The sequence below is a fragment of the Streptomyces sp. NBC_00876 genome (assembly GCF_045207435.1).
Taxonomy (GTDB): domain Bacteria; phylum Actinomycetota; class Actinomycetes; order Streptomycetales; family Streptomycetaceae; genus Streptomyces.
In genome coordinates this window covers 4,300,084-4,319,858 of the sequence record NZ_CP108800.1, presented here as the reverse complement: position 1 = coordinate 4,319,858, position 19,775 = coordinate 4,300,084, and the positions used below count along the sequence as shown (strand labels likewise).

The window sequence follows — 19,775 nt, the reverse complement described above, 5'->3', positions numbered from 1 at the left end:
ATCATCCAGGTCGGGATCAGCTGAGTTCGCCGCCGGCCATGGCGGCTCGTACGAGGTCGTCCACGGCCATCTCCTCGATGGCCGGCCCCTGTGCCTCCGCCGCCTCGGCAGCCTCTGCCGGGTCGGTCTGCGCCAGGCCGAGCAGGGTGTCGAGCAGGCCGGACTCGCGCAGCCGCGCGGCCGGGATGGACAGCAGGGCCCGCCTGATGCCCTCCTCGTCCAGGGGTTCCCCGCCTGCGGGGGCGGCCGGTTCGGGCGCCAGCTCATCGAGCAGGAACCCGGCCAGGGACGCCGAGTTGGGGTAGTCGAACATCAGGGTGGCGGGCAGCCGCAGGCCGGTCGCCTTCTGGAGCCGGTTGCGCAGTTCGATCGCGCCGAGGGAGTCCAGACCGAGTTCGGTGAAGCCCCGGTCGGCCGCGACACCCGCCGGATCACCGTGGCCCAGTACGGCGGCGGCGTGACCCCGCACCAGTTCCTCCAGATAGCGGGTCTGCTCCGGTCCGGGCCGGAGTCCGGCCAGCTTGGCCCGTACGAGAGAGCCGCCGGTGTCACCGGCCCCTGCCGACGGAACCGTGGCGGGCCTCGGCCCCTTGCGGACGGGCGGACCGGCCAGTCCCCGCAGCAGGGCCGGGATCTCGTCGGCCCGCTCGCGCAGCGCGGCGCGGTCGAGCCGGACAGGTGCGAGCAGGGCCGCGTCCACGCCCAACGCCGCGTCGAACAGGGCGAGTCCGTCGGCGAAGGACAGCTCCAGCACCCCGGAGCGGCCCATCCGGCGCAGGTCGGCGTCGGTGAGCTCCGGTCCCTCTCCGACCGTTCCCTCCCACAGGCCCCAGGCCAGGGAGGTGGCGGCGAGTCCGGCGGCACGGCGTTCGCCGGCCAGGGCGTCGAGGAAGACGTTGGCGGCCGCGTAGGTGGCCTGCCCGGCGGAGAGGATCTGGCCGCCGGCCGAGGAGTAGAGCACGAACGCCGACAGGTTCAGGTTCTTCGTCAGCTCGTGGAGGTGCCAGGCCGCGTCGACCTTGGGCCGCAGCACCCTGCCCACCTGTTCCGGGGTGACGGCGCCGACCAGCGCGTTGTCCATGACTCCGGCGGCGTGCACGACCCCGGTCAGCGGGTGACCGGCCGGGATCTCGTCGAGCAGCGCGGCGAGCGCGTACCGGTCGGCCACGTCGACGGCGGCGATCCGCACCGACTCGGCACCCGACTCCGTCAGTTCCGCCATCAGTTCCGTCGCACCCGGGGCATCCGCACCCCGTCGGCTGGTGAGCACGAGATGGCGTACGCCCTTCGCGGCGACCAGATGCCTGGCGAGTACCGCGCCCAGCAGGCCGGTCCCGCCGGTGATCAGTACGGTGCCGTCCCGGGACCACACCGGGGACTCGCCGGTGGCCGTGGTGACGGCGTAGCGGGGGACCAGGACCTGGCCCCGCCGGACGGCGATCTCGGTCTCGGCCGAGGCGAGGGCGGCGGGCAGGGCCGCCATCGATTCGGGGGCGTCGTCGAGGTCGACGACGGTGAAGCGGCCCGGGTTCTCGGCCTGTGCCGCGCGCAGGACACCCCACAGCGGGGCCTGTACGCAGTCCACCTCGTCCCCGTCGTCCGCGACCACGGCGTTCCGGGTGACGAGCACCAGCCGCCCATCGGCGAAGCGCTCGTCGGCCAGCCACTGACCGAGCCCGTCGAGGAGCCGCCCGACGGACGTACGCACCTGCTCGGGCACGCCGCCCGCGGTACCGAAGACATCGGAGATGTCGGGCGCGGTCAGCAGAACCGTGCCCGGAACCCCGGGTTCGGAGAAGGCCTCGGCGAACGTGGAGACCGACCGGATGCCCGGCAGTGCGGCACCGACGACGAGCCAGTCGTCGGTGGAGGTGGGCGTCAGGGGGGCCTGGTTCGCCTGAGGCGCCTGCCAGTCGATACGGAACAAGGCCGCGCCCCGGCCGTCCCCGTCGCCCGCCAGTTGCGCGGCGGACACCTCACGCACCACCAGCGACTCGACCGTGGCCACGGGCTCGCCCGTCGGCGCGGTGATCCGCAGGGCGACGGCGTCGGGGCCCGGCTTGGTCAGCCGCACACGCAGGGCGGGGGAGCCGGTGGAGTGCAGGGTGACGCCGTTCCAGACGAAGGGCAGGGAGGCCCGGACGGGCCCCTCGTGGTCCCCGTCGAAGATGCGCTCGGCGTGCAGGGCGGCGTCGAGCAGGGCGGGGTGCAGAGCGAACGCGGCGGCGTCCGTGCGGGCGTGCTCGGGCAGGCTGATCTCGGCGAAGAGTTCGTCCCCGCGCCGCCAGGCCGCCGTCAGGCCCTGGAAGACGGGGCCGTACCCGTAGCCGAGGCCCGCGAGGTCCTCGTACATGCCGCTCACATCGACCGCACGGGCACCGGCCGGGGGCCAGGCCTCCAGGTCCGGCACGGCGGGCGCCGGCTCGGCGGCGAGGACACCGCGTGCGTTGCGGGTCCACGGGGCATCGGCGGCCAGATCCTCGGCCCGCGAGTAGACGACGACGTCGCGCCGCCCGGACTCGTCCGCCTCGCCCACGGTGACCTGCACGGCGACTCCGGCCTTGGCCGGCAGCAGCAGCGGGGTCTCCTGGGTGAGCTCCTCCAGCTGGGCGCAGCCTGCCTCGTGGCCGGCCCGGAGCGCCATCTCGACGTACGCGGTACCGGGCAGCAGCACGCTGCCGTGCACGGCGTGATCGGCGAGCCAGGGGTGCGTGGCGGCGGAGAGCCGTCCGGTGAGCACCGGAGCCCCGGTCTCCGGGGAGACGACGACGGCACTGAGCAGCGGGTGACCGGCGGCCAGCTGTCCGAGACCGGCGGCGTCGCCGACGGCGGCAGGGGCGTCGAGCCAGTAGCGGGTGCGCTGGAAGGGGTACGTGGGAAGGCCGACCCGACGGGCCCCGGTACCGGCGTGGAAGGCATCCCAGCCGACGTCGGCGCCGCGCGCCCAGACCGCTCCGAGCCCGGCCAGGGCCTCCCGGGCCTCGTCACGGTCGCGGCGCACCAGCGGAACGAAGGCGCTGTTCTCGTCGGAGGCGCAGCCGGCCCCGAGTGCGGTCAGCACCGCGTCCGGCCCGATCTCCACGAACGTACGCGCACCCAACTCCTCGGCGGCGCACACCGCATCGGCGAACCGGACGGGATGGCGGACCTGGTCGACCCAGTACTCCGGCGACTGCCAGTCCGACGAGAGTTCGCCGGTGACGGTGGAGATGACCGGGAGACGCGGCTCGGCGAAGGAAAGCCCCGCCGCCACGGCCCGGAAGTCGTCCAGCATCGGCTCCATCAGAGCCGAATGGAACGCGTGCGAGACAGCCAGCCTGCTGGTCTTACGGCCGAGAGCGGCAAAGTGCTCACCCACAGCAAGAGCCGCCGCCTCCGAACCCGAAACCACCACCGCCTGCGGCCCGTTGACAGCCGCGACCCCCACACCGTCAGTCAGCAACGGCAGGACCTCGGCCTCCGAAGCCTGCACGGCGACCATCGCGCCACCAGCCGGCAACGCCTGCATCAACCGACCACGCGCAACCACCAACCGGGCCGCATCCGCAAGCGACAACACACCCGCCACATGCGCGGCAGCCAGCTCACCGATCGAATGCCCCACCACCACATCAGGCGTCACACCCCACGCCTCAACCAGCCGGAACAAGGAAACCTCGAAGGCGAACAGCGCGGGCTGAGCGAACCCGGTCCCATTCAGCTCATCCGCATCCTCACCCCACACCACCCCACGCAACGACAGCCCCAGATGCGCGTCAATCTCCGCACACACCTCATCAAAGGCCTCCGCGAACACCGGGAACGCCTCGTACAGCTCACGGCCCATCCCGAGCCGCTGCGCACCCTGCCCCGTGAACAAGAAGGCCGTGCGGCCCTGCGTGACGACTCCTGGCGCAGCCTCTCCGGCGGCGAAGGCGCCCAGCTCGTGCAGCGCGCTCTGGGTGTCCGTGGCCAGGACCACCCCGCGGTGTTCCAGCGTCGCCCGGCCGGTGGCCAGGGTGTACGCGACATCGTGGAGGTCCAGTTCCGGTTCGGCGAGCAGGCGGGCTCGGAGGTCCGCGGCCTGGCGGGCGGGGGCCCCGGCGTCCGAACCCGAGAGCACCAGGGGCAGGGTTCGGCCGGTCACGGGCCGCACCCGCGGCTCCTCGGCCGGCTCCACCGGCTGCGGGGCCTCCTCCACGATCAGGTGTGCGTTGGTGCCGCTGAGCCCGAACGAGGAGACGGTCGCGCGGCGCGGCCTGTCCGCCCGGCGCGGCCAGGGCCGGGCCTCGGTGAGCAGGCGTACGTTTCCGGCGTCCCAGTCCACCTCGGGTGAGGGCTCGTCCACGTGCAGGGTCCGGGGCATCAGCCCGTTGCGCAGCGCCATGACGGACTTGATGACGCCACTGACCCCGGCCGCCGCCTGGGCGTGGCCGATGTTGGACTTGATGGAGCCCAGCCACACCGGGTCGTCGGCGGGCCGCCCCTGCCCGTAGGTGGCGAGGAGGGCCTGGGCCTCGATCGGGTCGCCGAGCCTGGTGCCCGTGCCGTGGCCCTCCACGAGGTCCACGTCCGCCGTCGTGAGGCCGCTCGCGGCGAGGGCGCGGTGGATGACCCGCTGCTGCGAGGGGCCGTTGGGGGCGGTGAGCCCGTTGCTCGCACCGTCCTGGTTGATGGCGGAGCCGCGGATCACGGCGAGGACGTCGTGGCCGAGGCGTTCCGCGTCGGAGAGCCGTTCGACGAGGAGCAGGCCGACGCCTTCCGCCCAGCCCGTGCCGTCGGCGCCACCCGCGAAGGCCTTGCAGCGGCCGTCGGCGGAGAGTCCGCGCTGCTGGGCGAACTCCACATAGATCTCGGGGGTCGACATCACCGTGACGCCGCCCGCGAGGGCCATGCCGACCTCGCCGCGCCGCAGGGCCTGACAGGCCATGTGGAGGGCCACCAGGGAGGAGGAGCAGGCGGTGTCGACGCTGACCGCGGGCCCTTCCAGGCCCAGGGTGTAGGCGACGCGGCCGGTGAGGATCGAGGCCGCGGTGCCGTTGCCGAGGTAGCCGGCGACGTCGTCGGGGATGTGCTGGAGCCGGGAGGCGTAGTCGTGGTACATCACACCGGCGTAGACACCGGTCTGGCTGCCGCGCATGGCCGTCGGGTCGATGCCCGCGTCCTCGAAGGCCTCCCAGGCCGCCTGGAGCAGGAGCCGCTGCTGCGGGTCCATGGCGATGGCCTCGCGGGGGCTGATCCCGAAGAACGCCGGGTCGAACTCGGCGGCGTCGTAGAGGAATCCGCCCTCGCGGGCGTAGGTCTTGCCGTGCAGGCCGGGCTCCGGGTCGTAGATCCCGTCGGTGTCCCAGCCCCGGTCGGCGGGGAAGCCGCCGACGGCGTCGCGGCCTTCGGCGACGAGCGTCCAGAGGTCCTCGGCGGAGCGGACCCCGCCGGGGAAGCGGCAGCTGATGCCGACGATCGCGATGGGCTCGTCGTCCGAGAGGACCGCGGGGGCCGTGTCGGCCGCCGTGGCCTCGGAATCGTCCTGCGTACCGCCGAGTTCGGTGTCAAGGTAGTCGGCGACGGCCCGGGTGTTCGGGTAGTCGAAGACGAGGGTGACGGGAAGCCGCAGTCCGGTCACGGAGTTGAGCGCGTTGCGCAGTTCCACCGCCGCCAGGGAGTCGAAGCCGAGTTCCTTGAAGGCCCGGTCGATCCCGACGGTGTCGGCGGACTCGTGGCCGAGGACGGCCGCGACCTGGCCGGCGACCAGTTCGCGCAGGGTCTGGCGCCGTTCGGCGGCGGTGAGGGAACCCAGCCGGCGGGCCAGGCTGTCGCCGACGGGTGCGGCGGCCGCCGCGGTGCGGCGGAGCGCGGGCCGGGCTGCGGCCGCGACGGCACGCAGCAGCGGCGGGACGTCGGTGCCCCGGGCGTGCAGAGCGGCCGGGTCGACGAGGAGCGGGGCCAGCAGGGCGTGCCGGGTGCGCAGGGCCTCGTCGAAGAGTTCGATGCCGCGGGCGGCCGGCAGGGCCGGGAGGCCGAGCCGGTTCATCTTCTCCACGTCGGCGTCGGTGAGTTCGCCGCCGAGCCCGGTGTTGACGGCCCACAGCCCGTACGCGAGGGAGGTGGCCGGCAGTCCGGCGGCGCGCCGGTGGGCGGCGAGTGCGTCCAGGAACACGTTGGCGGCCGCGTAGTTGGCCTGGCCGGCGGGCAGGACGAGCCCGCCGGCGGACGAGAACATCACGAACGCCGACAGGTCCATTCCGGCGGTGAGTTCGTGCAGGTGCCAGGCCGCGTCCGCCTTGGGCCGCATGACGGTGTCGAGGCGCTCGGGGGTGAGGGCGCCGATCAGACCGGGATCGACCACTCCGGCCGCGTGGACGACGCCCCCGAGCGGGTGCCCGGACGGGACGGCGTCGAGGACACCGGCCAGGGCGGCCCGGTCGGCGACGTCACAGGCGGCGATCCGGACGTCCACGGCTCCGGCTGCGAGGAGCCGCTCACGCAGGGCGTCGGCGCCCGGGGCGTCGGGGCCCCTGCGGCTGGTGAGCAGCAGGTGGCGTACGCCGTGCCGTTCGACGAGATGGTGGGCGATGCGTGCGCCGAGGCCGCCCGTGCCACCGGTGACCAGGACGGTGCGGTCGCCGTTCCAGGGGGCGTCGGCCTCCGGTACGGCCGTGCGGACCAGTCGCGGTATGAGGAACCGGCCGTTACGGAGGGCGAGTTCGGGCTCTCCGTGGGCCAGGGCCGCAGCTGCGGCGGCCGGGAACCCTGCCGCGTCGATGTCGTCGCCGGGGTCGGCGTCGAGCAGGACGATCCGGCCCGGGTTCTCCGCCTGGGCCGCCCGGACGATGCCCCACACGGGGGCCTGGGTCAGGTCGGGGGCGGTGTCCTGGCCGGTGGCGACCGCGCCCCGGGTGACGACCACCAGGGTGGTGGACTCGAACCGCTCGTCCGTCAGCCAGGACTGCAGCAGGTCGAGCACGTAGGAGGTCACCGTGCGCGTGGCCTCGGGGGTCGGCCAGCCCACCGGGGTGGGGCAGCAGGCCAATACGACGGCCGACGGGTCGCCCAGGATGGCGAGCCCGTACTCGTCGAGCACGACGGTGGAGGACGCGAGGGGCTCGAACGGCTCGGGGAGCGGCGTCCACTCGATGTGGTGCAGAGCATCGGAGAGGGGGCCGTCGGCCGGGGCCAGCTGTTCGGCGGAGACGGGGCGGCAGATCAGGGACGACACGGTCATCACGGGGCTGCCGGTCTCGTCGGCGACGACCATCGCCGACTCCTCCGCACCCCGGATACGGCGTACGTACACACGCAGCGCGGCCGCTCCGGTCGCGTGCAGGGACACCCCGCTCCACGCGAAGGGCAGCAGCGCCTCGGTGCCGCCCTCCTCCTGGTCGACGAGGACGTCCACGTGCATGGCGGTGTCCAGGAGCGCCGGGTGCAGCCCGTAGTCGGCGGCTTCGGCGCGCACGGATTCGGGCAGGGCGACCTCGGCGAAGAGCTCGTCGCCGCGCCGCCAGGCTGCCGTCAGGCCCTGGAACGCGGGCCCGTAGCCGTATCCGCGCTCACGCAGCCGCTCGTAGGCACCCTCGACCTCTACAGGGGTGGCGCCGCGGGGCGGCCACTGGGTGAGGTCCACGTCCACCTTCGCGGGTTCACCGATGGCGAGGAAGCCGGTGGCGTGACGGGTCCAGGAGTTCTCGGGGGCGCCGTCGAGACGTGAGTGGATGTGCAGGGGGCGGCGGCCCGAGGCCTCCGGAGCACCGGCGGCGACGCGCAGGGCCGCACCACCGGCAGCGGGCAGGACGAGCGGCGCCTCCAGCGTCAGTTCCTCCAGGAGGTCGCAGCCGATCTGGTCACCGAGGCGGACCGCGAGCTCGACGAAGCCGGTGCCGGGGAGCAGTACCGCACCGTGCACTCCGTGGTCGGCGACCCAGGGCTGGGCGGCGGCCGAGAGGCGGCCCGTCAGGACCACGGATCCCGACTCCGGCGACAGGACGGCCGCGCTGAGAACGGGGTGGTCGACGGGGTCCAGCCCGGCCGAGCCGACATCCCCGGCCCGGGCGGTGACATCGAGCCAGTAGCGCTTGCGCTGGAAGGCGTACGTGGGCAGATCGACGAGGGTGCCGGTCGTGCCCGTGGCCCCGAGAACGGCGGGCCAGTCCACGTCGGCTCCGCGCGCCCAGACCGCTCCGACACCGGCCAGGGCGTCCCGGGCCTCATCACGGTCGCGGCGCACCAGCGGAACGAAGCCGCTGTTCTCGTCGGAGGCGGCGCCGGCCCCGAGGGCGGTCAGCACCGCGTCCGGGCCGATCTCCACGAACGTACGCGCGCCCAGTTCCTCGGCTGTGCGCACCGCGTCGGCGAAACGGACGGGGTTACGGACCTGGTCGACCCAGTACTCCGCGGACTGCCAGTCCGCCGAAAGCTCCCCGGAGACGGTGGAGACCACCGGGAACAGCGGCTCGCCGAAGGTCAACTCCTGGGCCACCGCACGGAACTCCTCCAGCATCGGTTCCATCAGAGCCGAGTGGAACGCGTGCGAGACAGCCAGCCGGGTCGTCTTGCGGCCGGCGGCGGCGAAGTGCTCACCGATGGCGAGGACGGCCGCCTCCGTACCCGACACCACAACAGCCGAAGGGCCGTTGACGGCCGCGATCCCAACCCCGTCGGTCAACAGCGGCAGCACTTCAGCCTCGGTCGCCTGCACGGCCACCATCGCGCCACCGGCAGGAAGCGCCTGCATCAGCCGGCCACGCGCCACGACCAGCCGGGCCGCATCCGCAAGCGACAGAACCCCCGCCACATGCGCGGCGGCCAGCTCACCGATCGAGTGCCCGACCACCACATCAGGCGTCACACCCCACGCCTCGACCAGCCGGAACAACGCCACCTCGAAAGCGAACAGGGCAGGCTGGGCGAACGCGGTCGCATTCAGCTCATCCGCATCCGCATCCGCGTCCCGGCCCCACATCACCTCACGCAACGACTGCCCGAGGTGCGCGTCGACCTCCGCACACACCGCGTCGAACGCCTCCGCGAACACCGGGAACGCCTCATACAGCCCACGGCCCATACCGACCCGCTGCGCACCCTGACCCGTGAACAGGAACGCCGTCCTGGCGTCCTGGACCGTCTCCGCGCCCGCGAGCAGCTCCAACGCGTCGGAGAGTTCCGCCCGGTCGGCGCCGAGAGCGACGGCGCGGTGCTCCAGTGCGGCCCGGCCGGTGGCCAGGGTGAGGGCGGCGGGTGTCAGTTCCTCGTCGGCCAGCTGCGTGAGCCGGCTGCGGAGAAGGCCGGCCTGGGCGTGCAGCGCCTCGGGGGTGGCGCCGGAGACCAGCCAGGGAAGGACGGGGAGCGCGGCCGGAGCGGCCACATCCTCAGCCTGCTCAAGGGACTGCTCGATGATCACGTGCGCGTTCGTCCCGCTGATCCCGAACGAGGAGATGCCCGCACGCCTCGGGCGGCCCACCGGCTGCCACTCCAGGGCCTCGGTGAGCAGTTCCACCTCACCGGCCGACCAGTCGACCTGGTCCGAGGGCGTCTCCGCGTACAGGGTCCTCGGCAGGATGCCGTGGCGCATCGCCATGACCATCTTGATGATGCCCGCGACACCGGCGGCGGCCTGTGTGTGACCCATGTTGGACTTGATGGACCCCAGCCGGAGCGGCTGTCCCTCGGGCCGTTCCTGTCCGTACGTCTCCAGCAGCGCCTGCGCCTCGATCGGGTCACCGAGCCGGGTCCCCGTACCGTGCGCCTCCACCACGTCGACCTCGGCGGCCGACAGACCGGCGTCCGCGAGGGCGCGACGGATCACCCGCTGCTGCGCCGGACCGTTCGGAGCGGTCAGGCCGTTGCTCGCACCGTCCTGGTTCAGGGCCGAACCCCGGACCACGGCAAGCACCCGGTGACCGTTGCGGCGCGCGTCCGAGAGCCGCTCCAGCAGCAGGACACCCGCGCCCTCGCCCCAGCCCGTACCGTCCGCTCCCACGCCGAAGGACTTGCAGCGCCCGTCGGAGGCCAGACCGCGCTGGCGGGCCATGTCGAGGAAGGTGTCGGGGGTGGACATGATCGTGACGCCGCCGGCCATGGCCAGCGAGCACTCGCCCGCCCGCAGCGCCTGGGCGGCCATGTGCAGGGCCACCAGCGAGGACGAGCACGCCGTGTCGACCGTGACGGCCGGACCCTCCAGGCCCATGGTGTACGCGACGCGGCCGGAGACCACGCTGGCGAGGCTGCCGTTGCCGTGGTAGCCCGCCACGTCATCGGGGAGCGGGCCGAGCCGCAGCCCCCAGTCGTGGTACATCACGCCGGCGAAGATTCCGGTGGAGCTGCCCTTCATGGACCGGGGGTCGATCCCGGCACGCTCGAAGGTCTCCCAGGCGACCTCCAGCAGCAGCCGCTGCTGCGGGTCCATGGCCTGGGCCTCGCGCGGGCTGATCCCGAAGAACGCCGGGTCGAACTGCGCGGCGTCGTACAGGAACGCCCCCTCGGTGGAGTACGTCCTGCCGGGCTTGCCGATCTCCGGGTCGTAGAGATCGCTGTCCCAGCCCCGGTCGGTGGGGAAGGGGCCGATGGCGTCGGAACCCTCGGCGACGAGCTGCCACAGCTCCTCGGGCGAGGTCACCCCGCCCGGGTAGCGGCAGGCCATGGAGACGATCACGATCGGGTCGTCGTCCGTGGACTGCGTACGGGACACCGGCGCCACCGTGCCCGCGGCCTCGGGAGCGGCCGAGGCCACGAGCTTGGTGACGAGGTGTTCGGCCAGGACGGTCGCCGTCGGGTAGTCGAAGGTCAGGGTCGCGCTCAGCCGCAGTCCGGTCGCGGCGGCGAGCCGGTTGCGCAGTTCCACGGCGGCGAGGGAGTCGAAGCCCGTCTCCATGAACGCCCGTGTGGCGGTGACCTCTTCGGCGCTCTGATAGCCGAGGACCGCGGCGGTCTCGGTGCGGACCAGCCGCAGAACGGTGGCGAGGCGGTCGGCCGCGCCCAGCTCCGCGAGACGCGCGGCGAGCGGCGTCGTACCGGCGGATGCGGCGGCGGACGCAGACATCGTCGCCGGCCCGGCGGCGCGGGCCGGGCGGGGCCGTACCAGGGCGCGCAGCAGAGTCGGTGTGCCGTCCGTACGGGCCCGCACGGCGCGCTGGTTGACGCGTACGGGGACCACGGCCGGCTCGTCGGTGGTCAGGGCCTTGTCCAGTTGGGCGAGGTTCTCCGCGAAGGACAGCGAGTCCAGGCCGAGCCGCTCGATACGGCTGAGGGCGGCCGCGTCGAGGCCCGCTCCCATTCCGCCGCCCCCGGCCCACAGTCCCCAGGCGAGGGAGGTGACGACCTGCCCCGCTGCCGCGCGGCGGGCGGCCAGGGCGTCGAGGAAGAGGTTGGCGGCGGCGTAGTTGCCCTGGCCTGCGCCGTCGAGGACGGTCGAGGCGGAGGAGAAGAGGACGAAGGCGGCCAGACCGAGGTCTGCCGTCAGCCCGTGCAGATGCCAGGCGGCGTCCGCCTTGGGCCGCAGCACGGTGTCGATGCGTTCGGCGCTCAGGTCGCCCACGAGGCCGTCGTCGATGACTCCGGCCGCGTGCACCACGGCCCGCAGCGGGTGCGCGGCCGGTACGGCGGCGAGCAGCGCGGCCAGGGCGTCCCGGTCGGCGGCATCGGTGGCGCTGACGGTGACCTCGGCGCCCGCCGCGGCGAGGTCGGCGAGGAGTTCGCGCGCACCGGGGGCGTCCGCCCCGCGCCGGCTGGTGAGCAGCAGGTGCCGTACGCCGTGCTCACGGACCAGGTGGCGGGCGAGTTCGGCGCCCACCCCGCCGGTGCCTCCGGTCAGGAGTACGGTGCCGGTCCCGTCCCAGGGCGCGGGCCGCTCCTCGTCGGGGACCGGTACGGCGGCCAGTCGGGGTACGTACGACTCGGCGCCGCGCAGGGCCAGTTCGGGTTCTGTCGTGGCGGCCAGGGCGCGCCCGAGGAGGGCCTCCCCCGCCTCGTCGGTGTCGACGAGCACGAAGCGGCCCGGGTTCTCCGCCTCCGCCGACCGTACGAGACCCCAGACGGGTGCCTGGGCGAGGTCGACATCGGTGCCCGGTACGGCGGCCCCGGCACGCGTGACGACGGCGAGCCGGGAACCGGCGTAACGCTCGTCGGCGAGCCAGGCCTGGACGGCGGCCAGCGCGTCGGCGGTTACGGCACGGACGGCGGCCGGCACATCGCCCGCCGGGGTGGGCAGGGCGCGGTACACGACGACGGGCGGCGCGGCGGCGTCGGCCACCTGCGCGAGCTCCATGAACTCGGCGCTGTCCCGCGGAAGTTCTACGGCGTTCCACCGTACGGCGAGCAGCGGGTCCGAGCGGTCGGCGGCGAGCTGGTCCGCGGTGACGGCGCGCAGCAGCAGCGACCCCACCCGGGCCACGGGGGCGCCGCTCGCGTCGGCGACCGTCACATCGAGTTCCTCGCGGCCGCGCGCGACGATCCGCACGCGTACGGCGGTGGCCCCGGCCGCGTACAGGGCGACCCTGTTCCAGGAGAAGGGGATCCAGGTCCCCTCGGGCCGGTTGCCGGCGGCGGAGAGGGCATGGTCGGCGGGGTGCAGGGCGGCGTCGAGCAGGGCCGGGTGCAGGCCGAAGCCCGCGGCGTCGGCGCTCGTCGGCTGCGGGAGTCCGACCTCGGCGAAGACCTCGCCGTCGAGGAGCCAGGCGGCGCGGACGCCGTGGAAGGCGGGTCCGTAGCCGTAGCCCTCCTCCGCCATGTCGGCGTACAGGGTACTGACGTCGAGCGGGACGGAGCCGGCCGGCGGCCAGGGTCCGGCAAGGACGGCGGTGTCGGTCTCCGGGGCGGCGGGGGCCAGGACGCCGGTGGCGTGGCGTACCCAGTCGTCCTCGGCCGCCTCGACGGTGTCGGGGCGCGCGTAGCACTCGACGGCGCGGCGGCCCGTGGCGTCGGCGGCGGCCACGACCACCTGGAGGACCACTCCGCCCGACTCGGGCAGCACCAGGGGGCTCTGGAGGGTCAGCTCCTCGACGAGCCCGCAGCCGGTCTCCTCCCCTGCGCGCAGGGCGAGTTCGACGAAGGCGGTGCCCGGCAGCAGGGTGACGCCGGCGATGGTGTGGTCGGCCACCCACGGGTGGGTGCGCAGGGAAAGGCGCCCCGACAGCACGGTGGTGCCGGCTCCCGCGAGTTCGACGGCCGAGCTCAGGACGGGGTGCCGGGAGGTGAGCCGGCCGGGTCCGGTGCCCGCGGAACTCTCGGGGTCGAGCCAGTAGCGGCGGGTGCGGAAGGCCTGGGTGGGCAGGTCGACCCGGCGGACGGGACGGCCCGCGTGGACGGCCTGCCAGTCGAGGCGCGCGCCGCGTACGTGGGCGAGACCGGCGGCGCCGAGCACCTCACGGACCTCGTCCTTGCCGGCGCGCAGTAGCGGGGCGAAGACGGTGTCGGCCTCGCGCTCCTCGGGCAGGCAGTTCTGGCCCAGCGCGCTGAGGACGCCGTCGGGGCCGAGCTCCAGGAAGGTGCGGGCGCCGCCCTGGCCGAGGAGCCAGTCCATGGCGTCGGAGAAGCGGACGGCGCTTCGGACGTGACCGGTCCAGTAGTCCGGCGAGCAGAGTTCCTCCGTGGTCGCGAGCCGTCCGGTGACGGTGGAGACGACGGGGATACGGGGCGCGGAGTAGGCCAGGATGCCGGCGATCCGCCGGAACTCCTCCAGCATCGGCTCCATGAGCGGCGAGTGGAAGGCGTGGCTGACCTGGAGCCGCTTGGTCTTGCGGCCCAGGGCGGCGAAGCGCCCGGCGAGCGCGAGGGTGGCGTCCTCCTCACCGGAGAGCACCAGGGAACCGGGGCCGTTGAGGGCGGCCACGGCAACCTGCTCGCCGAGGAAGGGCAGCACCTCCTCCTCGGTGGCCTGGACGGCGATCATGGCGCCGCCTGCGGGCAGTTCCTGCATCAGCCTGCCGCGCGCGGCGACGAGGGTGGCGGCGTCCTCCAGGTTCAGTACGCCGGCGACGTGCGCGGCCGCGATCTCGCCGATGGAGTGGCCGGCCACGAAGTCGGGCCGGATGCCCCAGGACTCGACGAGACGGAAGAGGGCCACCTCGACGGCGAACAGCGCGGTCTGCGCGTAACGGGTCTCGTCGAGCAGCGCGGCCTCCTCGGACCCCTCCTCGGCGAACAGGACGTCCCACACGGAGGTGTCGAGCTGGAGGTCGAGCCAGCCGATGGCGTCGGCGAGGGCGTCCGCGAAGACCGGGTAGGCGTCGTGGAGCCGTCGCCCCATGGCGAGCCGCTGGCTGCCCTGGCCGGTGAAGAGGAAGGCCAGGCGCCCGGCGGGCAGCGCGCCCGTCCGGGCGTGGGGGGTGCTGTCCCCCGCCGCGAGGGCGTGCAGTGCGGCGAGCAGTTCGTCGCGGTCGGCGGCGACGACGGCGGCCCGGTGTTCGAGCGCGGCGCGGCCCGTGCCGAGCGCGTGCCCGAGGTCGGCGGCGGAGAGTCCGCCCCGCTCGTCCAGGAACTCCGCCAGCCGCGCGGCCTGGGCCCGCAGCCCCTCGTCCGACCGCGCGCCGACGGGCACCAGCACCGGACCGGCGGCGTCGGTGGACGTCTCCGCCACGGCCCCGTCGTCGGCGGGCGGCTCCTCGACGATCACATGGGCGTTGGTGCCGCTGATGCCGAAGCCGGAGACGCCCGCCCGGCGCGGACGGTCCTGTGTCACCGGCCACGGAACGGGCTCGGTGAGCAGCCGTACGGTCCCCGCCGACCAGTCGACGTTCCCACTGGGGGTGTCGACGTGCAGGGTGCGCGGGAGCACCCCGTTCCGCATCGCCATGATCATCTTCATCAGGCCGGCCACGCCCGCGGCGGCCTGGGTGTGCCCGAGGTTGGACTTGACCGAGCCGAGCCACAGCGGCCGGTCCTCGGGCCGGTCCTTGCCGTACGTGGCGATCAGCGCCCGTGCCTCGATCGGGTCACCCAGCGTCGTACCGGTGCCGTGCGCCTCGACCGCGTCCACCTGGTCGGCACAGAGCCCGGCGTCGGCGAGGGCCTGCGCGATGACGCGCTGCTGGGCGGTCCCGCTCGGGGCGGTGAGCCCGTTGCTCGCGCCGTCCTGGTTCACGGCCGAGCCCCGGACGACGGCGAGCACCTGGTGCCCGTTGCGCCGCGCGTCGGAGAGCCGCTCCACCACCAGCAGGCCGACGCCCTCGGCGAAGGAGGTGCCGTCGGCGCCCGCCGCGAAGGCCTTGATCCGCCCGTCCGGGGCGAGCCCGCGCTGCCGGCTGAACTCGGTGAACAGCCCGGGGGTGCTCAGTACGGTCACCCCGCCCGCCAGCGCCATCGAGCACTCGCCCCGGCGCAGCGACTGGACGGCCAGGTGGAGGGAGACCAGCGACCCGGAGCAGGCGGTGTCGACGGTGAGCGCCGGGCCCTCCAGGCCCAGCGCGTAGGCGACACGGCCCGAGGTGACGCTCAGCGCGCCGCCCGTGACGAGGTATCCGGTCAGGCTCTCGGGGGCGTCCTGCACACGGGGCCCGTACTCGGAGGGCCCGGCGCCGATGAACACACCGGTCCTGCTGCCGCGCAACGAGGTCGGGTCGATCCCGGTGCGCTCCAGCGCCTCCCAGGCCGTCTCCAGCAGCAGCCGCTGCTGCGGGTCCATGGCCAGCGCCTCGCGCGGGCTGATCCCGAAGAACTCGGCGTCGAACTCGGCGGCGTCGTGCAGGAATCCGCCGGTGCGCGTGTAGCACGTACCGGGAACGGTGGGGTCGTCGTCGAACAGGGCGTCGAGGTCCCAGCCGCGGTTGTCGGGGAAGGGTCCGACAGCGCTGCCGCCGCCGTCGACCAGCTTCCACAGATCCTCGGCCGAGCGGATGCCGCCGGGGAAGCGCCCGCTGATGCCGACGACCGCGATGGGCTCGTCCACGAAGGCCGGGACGGTGTCCGGGACGGAGTTCACGGCGGCCGGCCCGGCGGACCCGGCGGGCTCGCCGAGCAGTTCCGTACGGACACAGCCGGCCAGCAGCTCGGGGCTCGGGTGGTCGAAGGCTGCGGTCACGGGCAGCGCCAGCCCGGTCGCCGCGTTGATCCGCGCGTGCAGGTCGACCAGGGCGATCGAATCCAGCCCCAGTTCCCTGAAGGAGGTTTGGGCGACGACCACCGGTTCCGTGTCGGGCCGGACCTTGCGCAGGCACTCGGCGGTCTGCTCGCAGACCAGGTCGGCCAGGAGCCGGGTCTGCTCGCTCCCGGGGAGTCCGGACAGCCGGCCGGCCAGGGCGGCCCCGGGGTTCTCCCCCGGACGGACCTCCGAGCGGCCCCCCGGGCGGACCTCCGCGCCGGACAAGTCATCAGCGACAGGATCGAAGCCCGCGGACATCTGCACGCTCCCAGCTCGAATCGAAAGCCCCGAGTCATTCCAGCCACGGGGTGACCGCACGCTAGGTCGGCTCCGAACGGCGGCGACACCCCTATCCCCCCAGGTGTTGACCCTGCCCGCCGCCCGTCCGCGCCCGGCCGGATGCGCCGCCCACCGTGGCCGCGCGGGGCGAGATGCCTGCTGGGCCGGGGTGCGGGAAGGCCGGGGAGCGGTCAGGGGGGTGGTCGGTGTTCTCCGCGCACGCCCCCGGCGCCTTCAATGGCACGCACTGCCCAGGGCGCCGCCATCGGCGGGCCCGATGGCCGAAGAGACGGGTGGAGCATGACCGTTGCCGATGTCAGTGTCCGAGTGGCCGAACGAGAAGCGATCAAGGAGGCCGTGGAGCTGGGCCCTTCCCCGAGCGCATCCGAGGCGCAGCACGCACGGGGCAAGCTGACCGTGCGCGAGCGGCTGAACCTGCTGTTCGATCCGGGGACGTTCCGGGAGATCGAACAGCTGCGGAGGCACCGGGCCTCGGGGTTCGGACTGGAGGACCGCAGGCCGCACACCGACGGTGTGGTGACCGGCTGGGGCAAGGTGGACGGCCGGAAGGTGTTCGTCTACGCGCACGACTTCCGGATCTTCGGCGGCTCGCTCGGCGAGGCGCACGCGCAGAAGATCCACAAGGTGATGGACCTCGCCCTGGCGTCGGGGGCCCCGCTCGTGTCGCTCAGCGACGGCGCGGGAGCCCGTATCCAGGAGGGCGTCACCGCGCTCGCCGGCTACGGCGGCATCTTCCGCCGCAACGTGGCCGCGTCCGGCGTGATCCCGCAGATCAGCGTGATGCTCGGGCCGTGCGCCGGCGGAGCGACGTACTCCCCCGCCCTGACGGACTACGTGTTCATGGTGCGCGACATCTCGCAGATGTACATCACGGGCCCCGACGTGGTGCAGGCGGTGACCGGCGAGAAGATCACGCACAACGACCTCGGCGGCGCCCAGGTGCACTCCACGGTCTCCGGCGCGAGCGCGTTCCTGTACGACACCGAGGAGGAGTGCCTCGAGGACGTACGGCACCTGCTGTCGCTGCTGCCGTCCAACAACCGCGAACTGCCGCCCCACGTCCCCTGCCAGGACCCGGCGGACCGGCGCGGCGACGCACTGTCGCGGCTCGTGCCGGCCGACCCGAACCGCTCGTACGACATGCGGGCCGTGATCGAGGAGATCGTCGACGACTCCGATCTCTTCGAGGTCCACGCCAACTGGGCGACCAACATCATCTGCGGTCTGGCCCGCCTCGACGGCCATGTGGTGGGCATCGTCGCCAACCAGCCCGCCTCGCTCGCCGGCGTACTGGACATCCACGCGGCGGAGAAGGCGGCACGGTTCGTGCAGACCTGCGACGCCTTCAGCATCCCGCTCGTCACCCTGGTCGACGTCCCCGGCTTCCTGCCCGGCAGCGACCAGGAACACAGCGGGGTCATCCGGCACGGCGCGAAACTCCTCTACGCGTACTGCTCGGCCACCGTCCCCCGGGTCCAGATGATCCTGCGCAAGGCGTACGGCGGCGCGTACATCGTCATGGACTCCCGCTCCATCGGCGCGGACCTGTCCTTCGCCTGGCCCACCAACGAGATCGCGGTGATGGGTGCGGAAGGCGCCGCCAACGTCGTCTTCCGCCGGGAGATCGCCGCCGCGGACGACCCGGACGCGGCGCGCGCCCAGCGCGTCAAGCAGTACCGCCAGGAGCTGATGCACCCGTACTACGCCGCCGAACGCGGCCTGGTCGACGACGTCATCGACCCGGCCACCACCCGCCAGGTCCTGGTCGACGCACTGGACGTCCTGCGGACCAAACACGTGCCGCTACCGGAACGCAAGCACGGCAACCCACCCTTCTGACATGAGGAGCACCCGCGATGAGCGAGCCGGCCGGGCCACACCTGACGATCGAGCGCGGCACCCCGGACGACACGGAACTGGCCGCCGTCCTCCTGGTGCTCCTCTCCGCGACCCGGGGCCGGGACCACGAGGCGCCGGCCCCGCCCCCGCCCCGGGCCACCTGGGGCCCCGCACGCGGCTGGCGCCCGCCCGGCACCTGGCCCGCCCTGTGAACCGACTACGTAAGGACCACCCATGACCCCGACCACGACCGTGCGCGCCCCCAGCGCCTGGCTGCGCCGCTTCCACCCCTCGGAACAGGCCCCGGTGCGACTGTTCTGCCTCCCCCACGCGGGCGGCTCGGCGAGCTACTTCTTCCCCGTCTCCCGCTCCCTGTCCCCCTCGGCCGACGTGGTGGCCGTGCAGTACCCGGGCCGCCAGGACCGCCGCGCCGAACCCTGCGTGACCGACGTACGCGACCTGGCCGACCTGGTGGCCGCCGAGATGCTTCCCTGGTGCGACCGCCCCGTGGCCCTGTTCGGCCACAGCCTGGGCGCCACGCTGAGCTTCGAGGTGGCCCTGCGCCTGGAGGCGGCCGGCGTCACACCGGCGGCCCTGTTCGCCTCGGGACGCCGGGCCCCGTCCCGTCACCGCGACAACGAGCAGGTCCACCTCGCCCCCGACGAGCAACTCCTGTCCACGATCCGCCGGATGAACGGCACCGACCCGGCGGTCCTGGCCGACGAGGAACTGCTGCGCGCGGTACTCCCCGCCATCCGCGGCGACTACCGCGCCGCGGAAACCTACCGCTACCGCCCGGGCCCGGCCCTGACCTGCCCGGTCGTCGTCCTCACCGGAGACAGCGACCCCGAGGTGACCCCCGAGGAAGCCCACGGCTGGACCACCCACACCGACGGCCCCTGCTCCTTCCGCACCTTCGCGGGCGGCCACTTCTACCTCAACGACCACGCGGCCGAGGTGATCGAACTGATCCGCGCCCGCCTCGCGTAGCGCATACGCGAGAGGCCCCCAGGATTTCTCCTGGGGGCCTCTGGCCTGCTGTGCACTCGGCAGGATTCGAACCTGCAACCTTCTGATCCGTAGTCAGATGCTCTATCCGTTAAGCTACGAGTGCTTGTGCGTCCGGGGCTTTTCTCTGCCCCGTCGGCGTTGCGAGAACAACATTACATGACCTGCGCCGTGACGCGAAATCCATTAGCCCCACCCCCGCTGAGCTGCGAGGACACCGGTTCGGCACGCTCACGAACGGGCTCGCTCCAGCCCCCTCCCGCACCCGGGAACCACCGAAGCCCCGGGCCAGTGGCCCGGGGCTTCGGTGATCAAGCGGAGGCGGAGGGATTTGAACCCTCGATGGGTTTTAAAACCCAAACCGCATTAGCAGTGCGGCGCCATAGACCGGACTAGGCGACGCCTCCAGCACACCCCGCGCGAGCGCGAGTGGTGCGTGCAGATGATGTCACAGCTTCTCGCCGTGTCACCAATCGCGGCCTACGGTACTAGGCAGTCGGCCACGAGGGCAAAGTGCCTGCGGTTGCGCAACGCCGTGGCGTGCGGAGCGTTAGTCATGCCGGGGCGCCGCCCCTGTCGT

4 protein-coding genes and 2 tRNA genes are annotated in these 19,775 nt (G+C 73.4%); 3 read left to right on the top strand and 3 right to left on the bottom strand.

Annotated elements, in window-relative coordinates:
* Nucleotides 1-16: 16 nt before the first annotated feature.
* The gene (locus OG782_RS18920) at nt 17-16,306 is read right to left on the bottom strand and encodes an SDR family NAD(P)-dependent oxidoreductase (protein ID WP_406452474.1); all 16,290 of its coding nucleotides are present in this window, start codon (nt 16,304-16,306) and stop codon (nt 17-19) included.
* Between the two features lie 321 nt (nt 16,307-16,627).
* On the opposite strand from OG782_RS18920, the gene OG782_RS18915 reads away from it, so the two are divergent.
* From OG782_RS18915 to OG782_RS18905, 3 genes are read left to right on the top strand one after another with little or no spacing between them, the layout of a single operon-like run.
* Nucleotides 16,628-18,187, top strand: a complete 1,560-nt coding sequence (locus tag OG782_RS18915) for an acyl-CoA carboxylase subunit beta (RefSeq protein WP_406452472.1) — start codon at nt 16,628-16,630, stop codon at nt 18,185-18,187.
* Between the two features lie 17 nt (nt 18,188-18,204).
* Nucleotides 18,205-18,399 carry an acyl-CoA carboxylase epsilon subunit gene (locus OG782_RS18910; protein WP_406452470.1) on the top strand — a complete coding sequence of 65 codons (195 nt, stop codon included), beginning with the start codon at nt 18,205-18,207 and terminating at the stop codon, nt 18,397-18,399.
* A gap of 22 nt (nt 18,400-18,421) precedes the next feature.
* Nucleotides 18,422-19,177 carry a thioesterase II family protein gene (locus tag OG782_RS18905; protein WP_406452468.1) on the top strand — a complete coding sequence of 252 codons (756 nt, stop codon included), beginning with the start codon at nt 18,422-18,424 and terminating at the stop codon, nt 19,175-19,177.
* 51 nt (nt 19,178-19,228) lie between these two features.
* Here the strand turns inward: OG782_RS18905 and OG782_RS18900 are convergent.
* Nucleotides 19,229-19,301, bottom strand: a tRNA-Arg gene (locus OG782_RS18900).
* A 210-nt stretch (nt 19,302-19,511) separates the two neighbouring features.
* Nucleotides 19,512-19,602, bottom strand: a tRNA-Ser gene (locus OG782_RS18895).
* Nucleotides 19,603-19,775 lie beyond the last annotated feature (173 nt).

Excerpts from the sequence above, each read along its gene's own strand:
- OG782_RS18920 (WP_406452474.1), bottom strand. The coding sequence starts at position 16,306 with ATGTCCGCGGGCTTCGATCCTGTCGCTGATGACTTGTCCGGCGCGGAG.
- OG782_RS18915 (WP_406452472.1), top strand. The coding sequence starts at position 16,628 with ATGACCGTTGCCGATGTCAGTGTCCGAGTGGCCGAACGAGAAGCGATC.
- OG782_RS18910 (WP_406452470.1), top strand. The coding sequence starts at position 18,205 with ATGAGCGAGCCGGCCGGGCCACACCTGACGATCGAGCGCGGCACCCCG.
- OG782_RS18905 (WP_406452468.1), top strand. The coding sequence starts at position 18,422 with ATGACCCCGACCACGACCGTGCGCGCCCCCAGCGCCTGGCTGCGCCGC.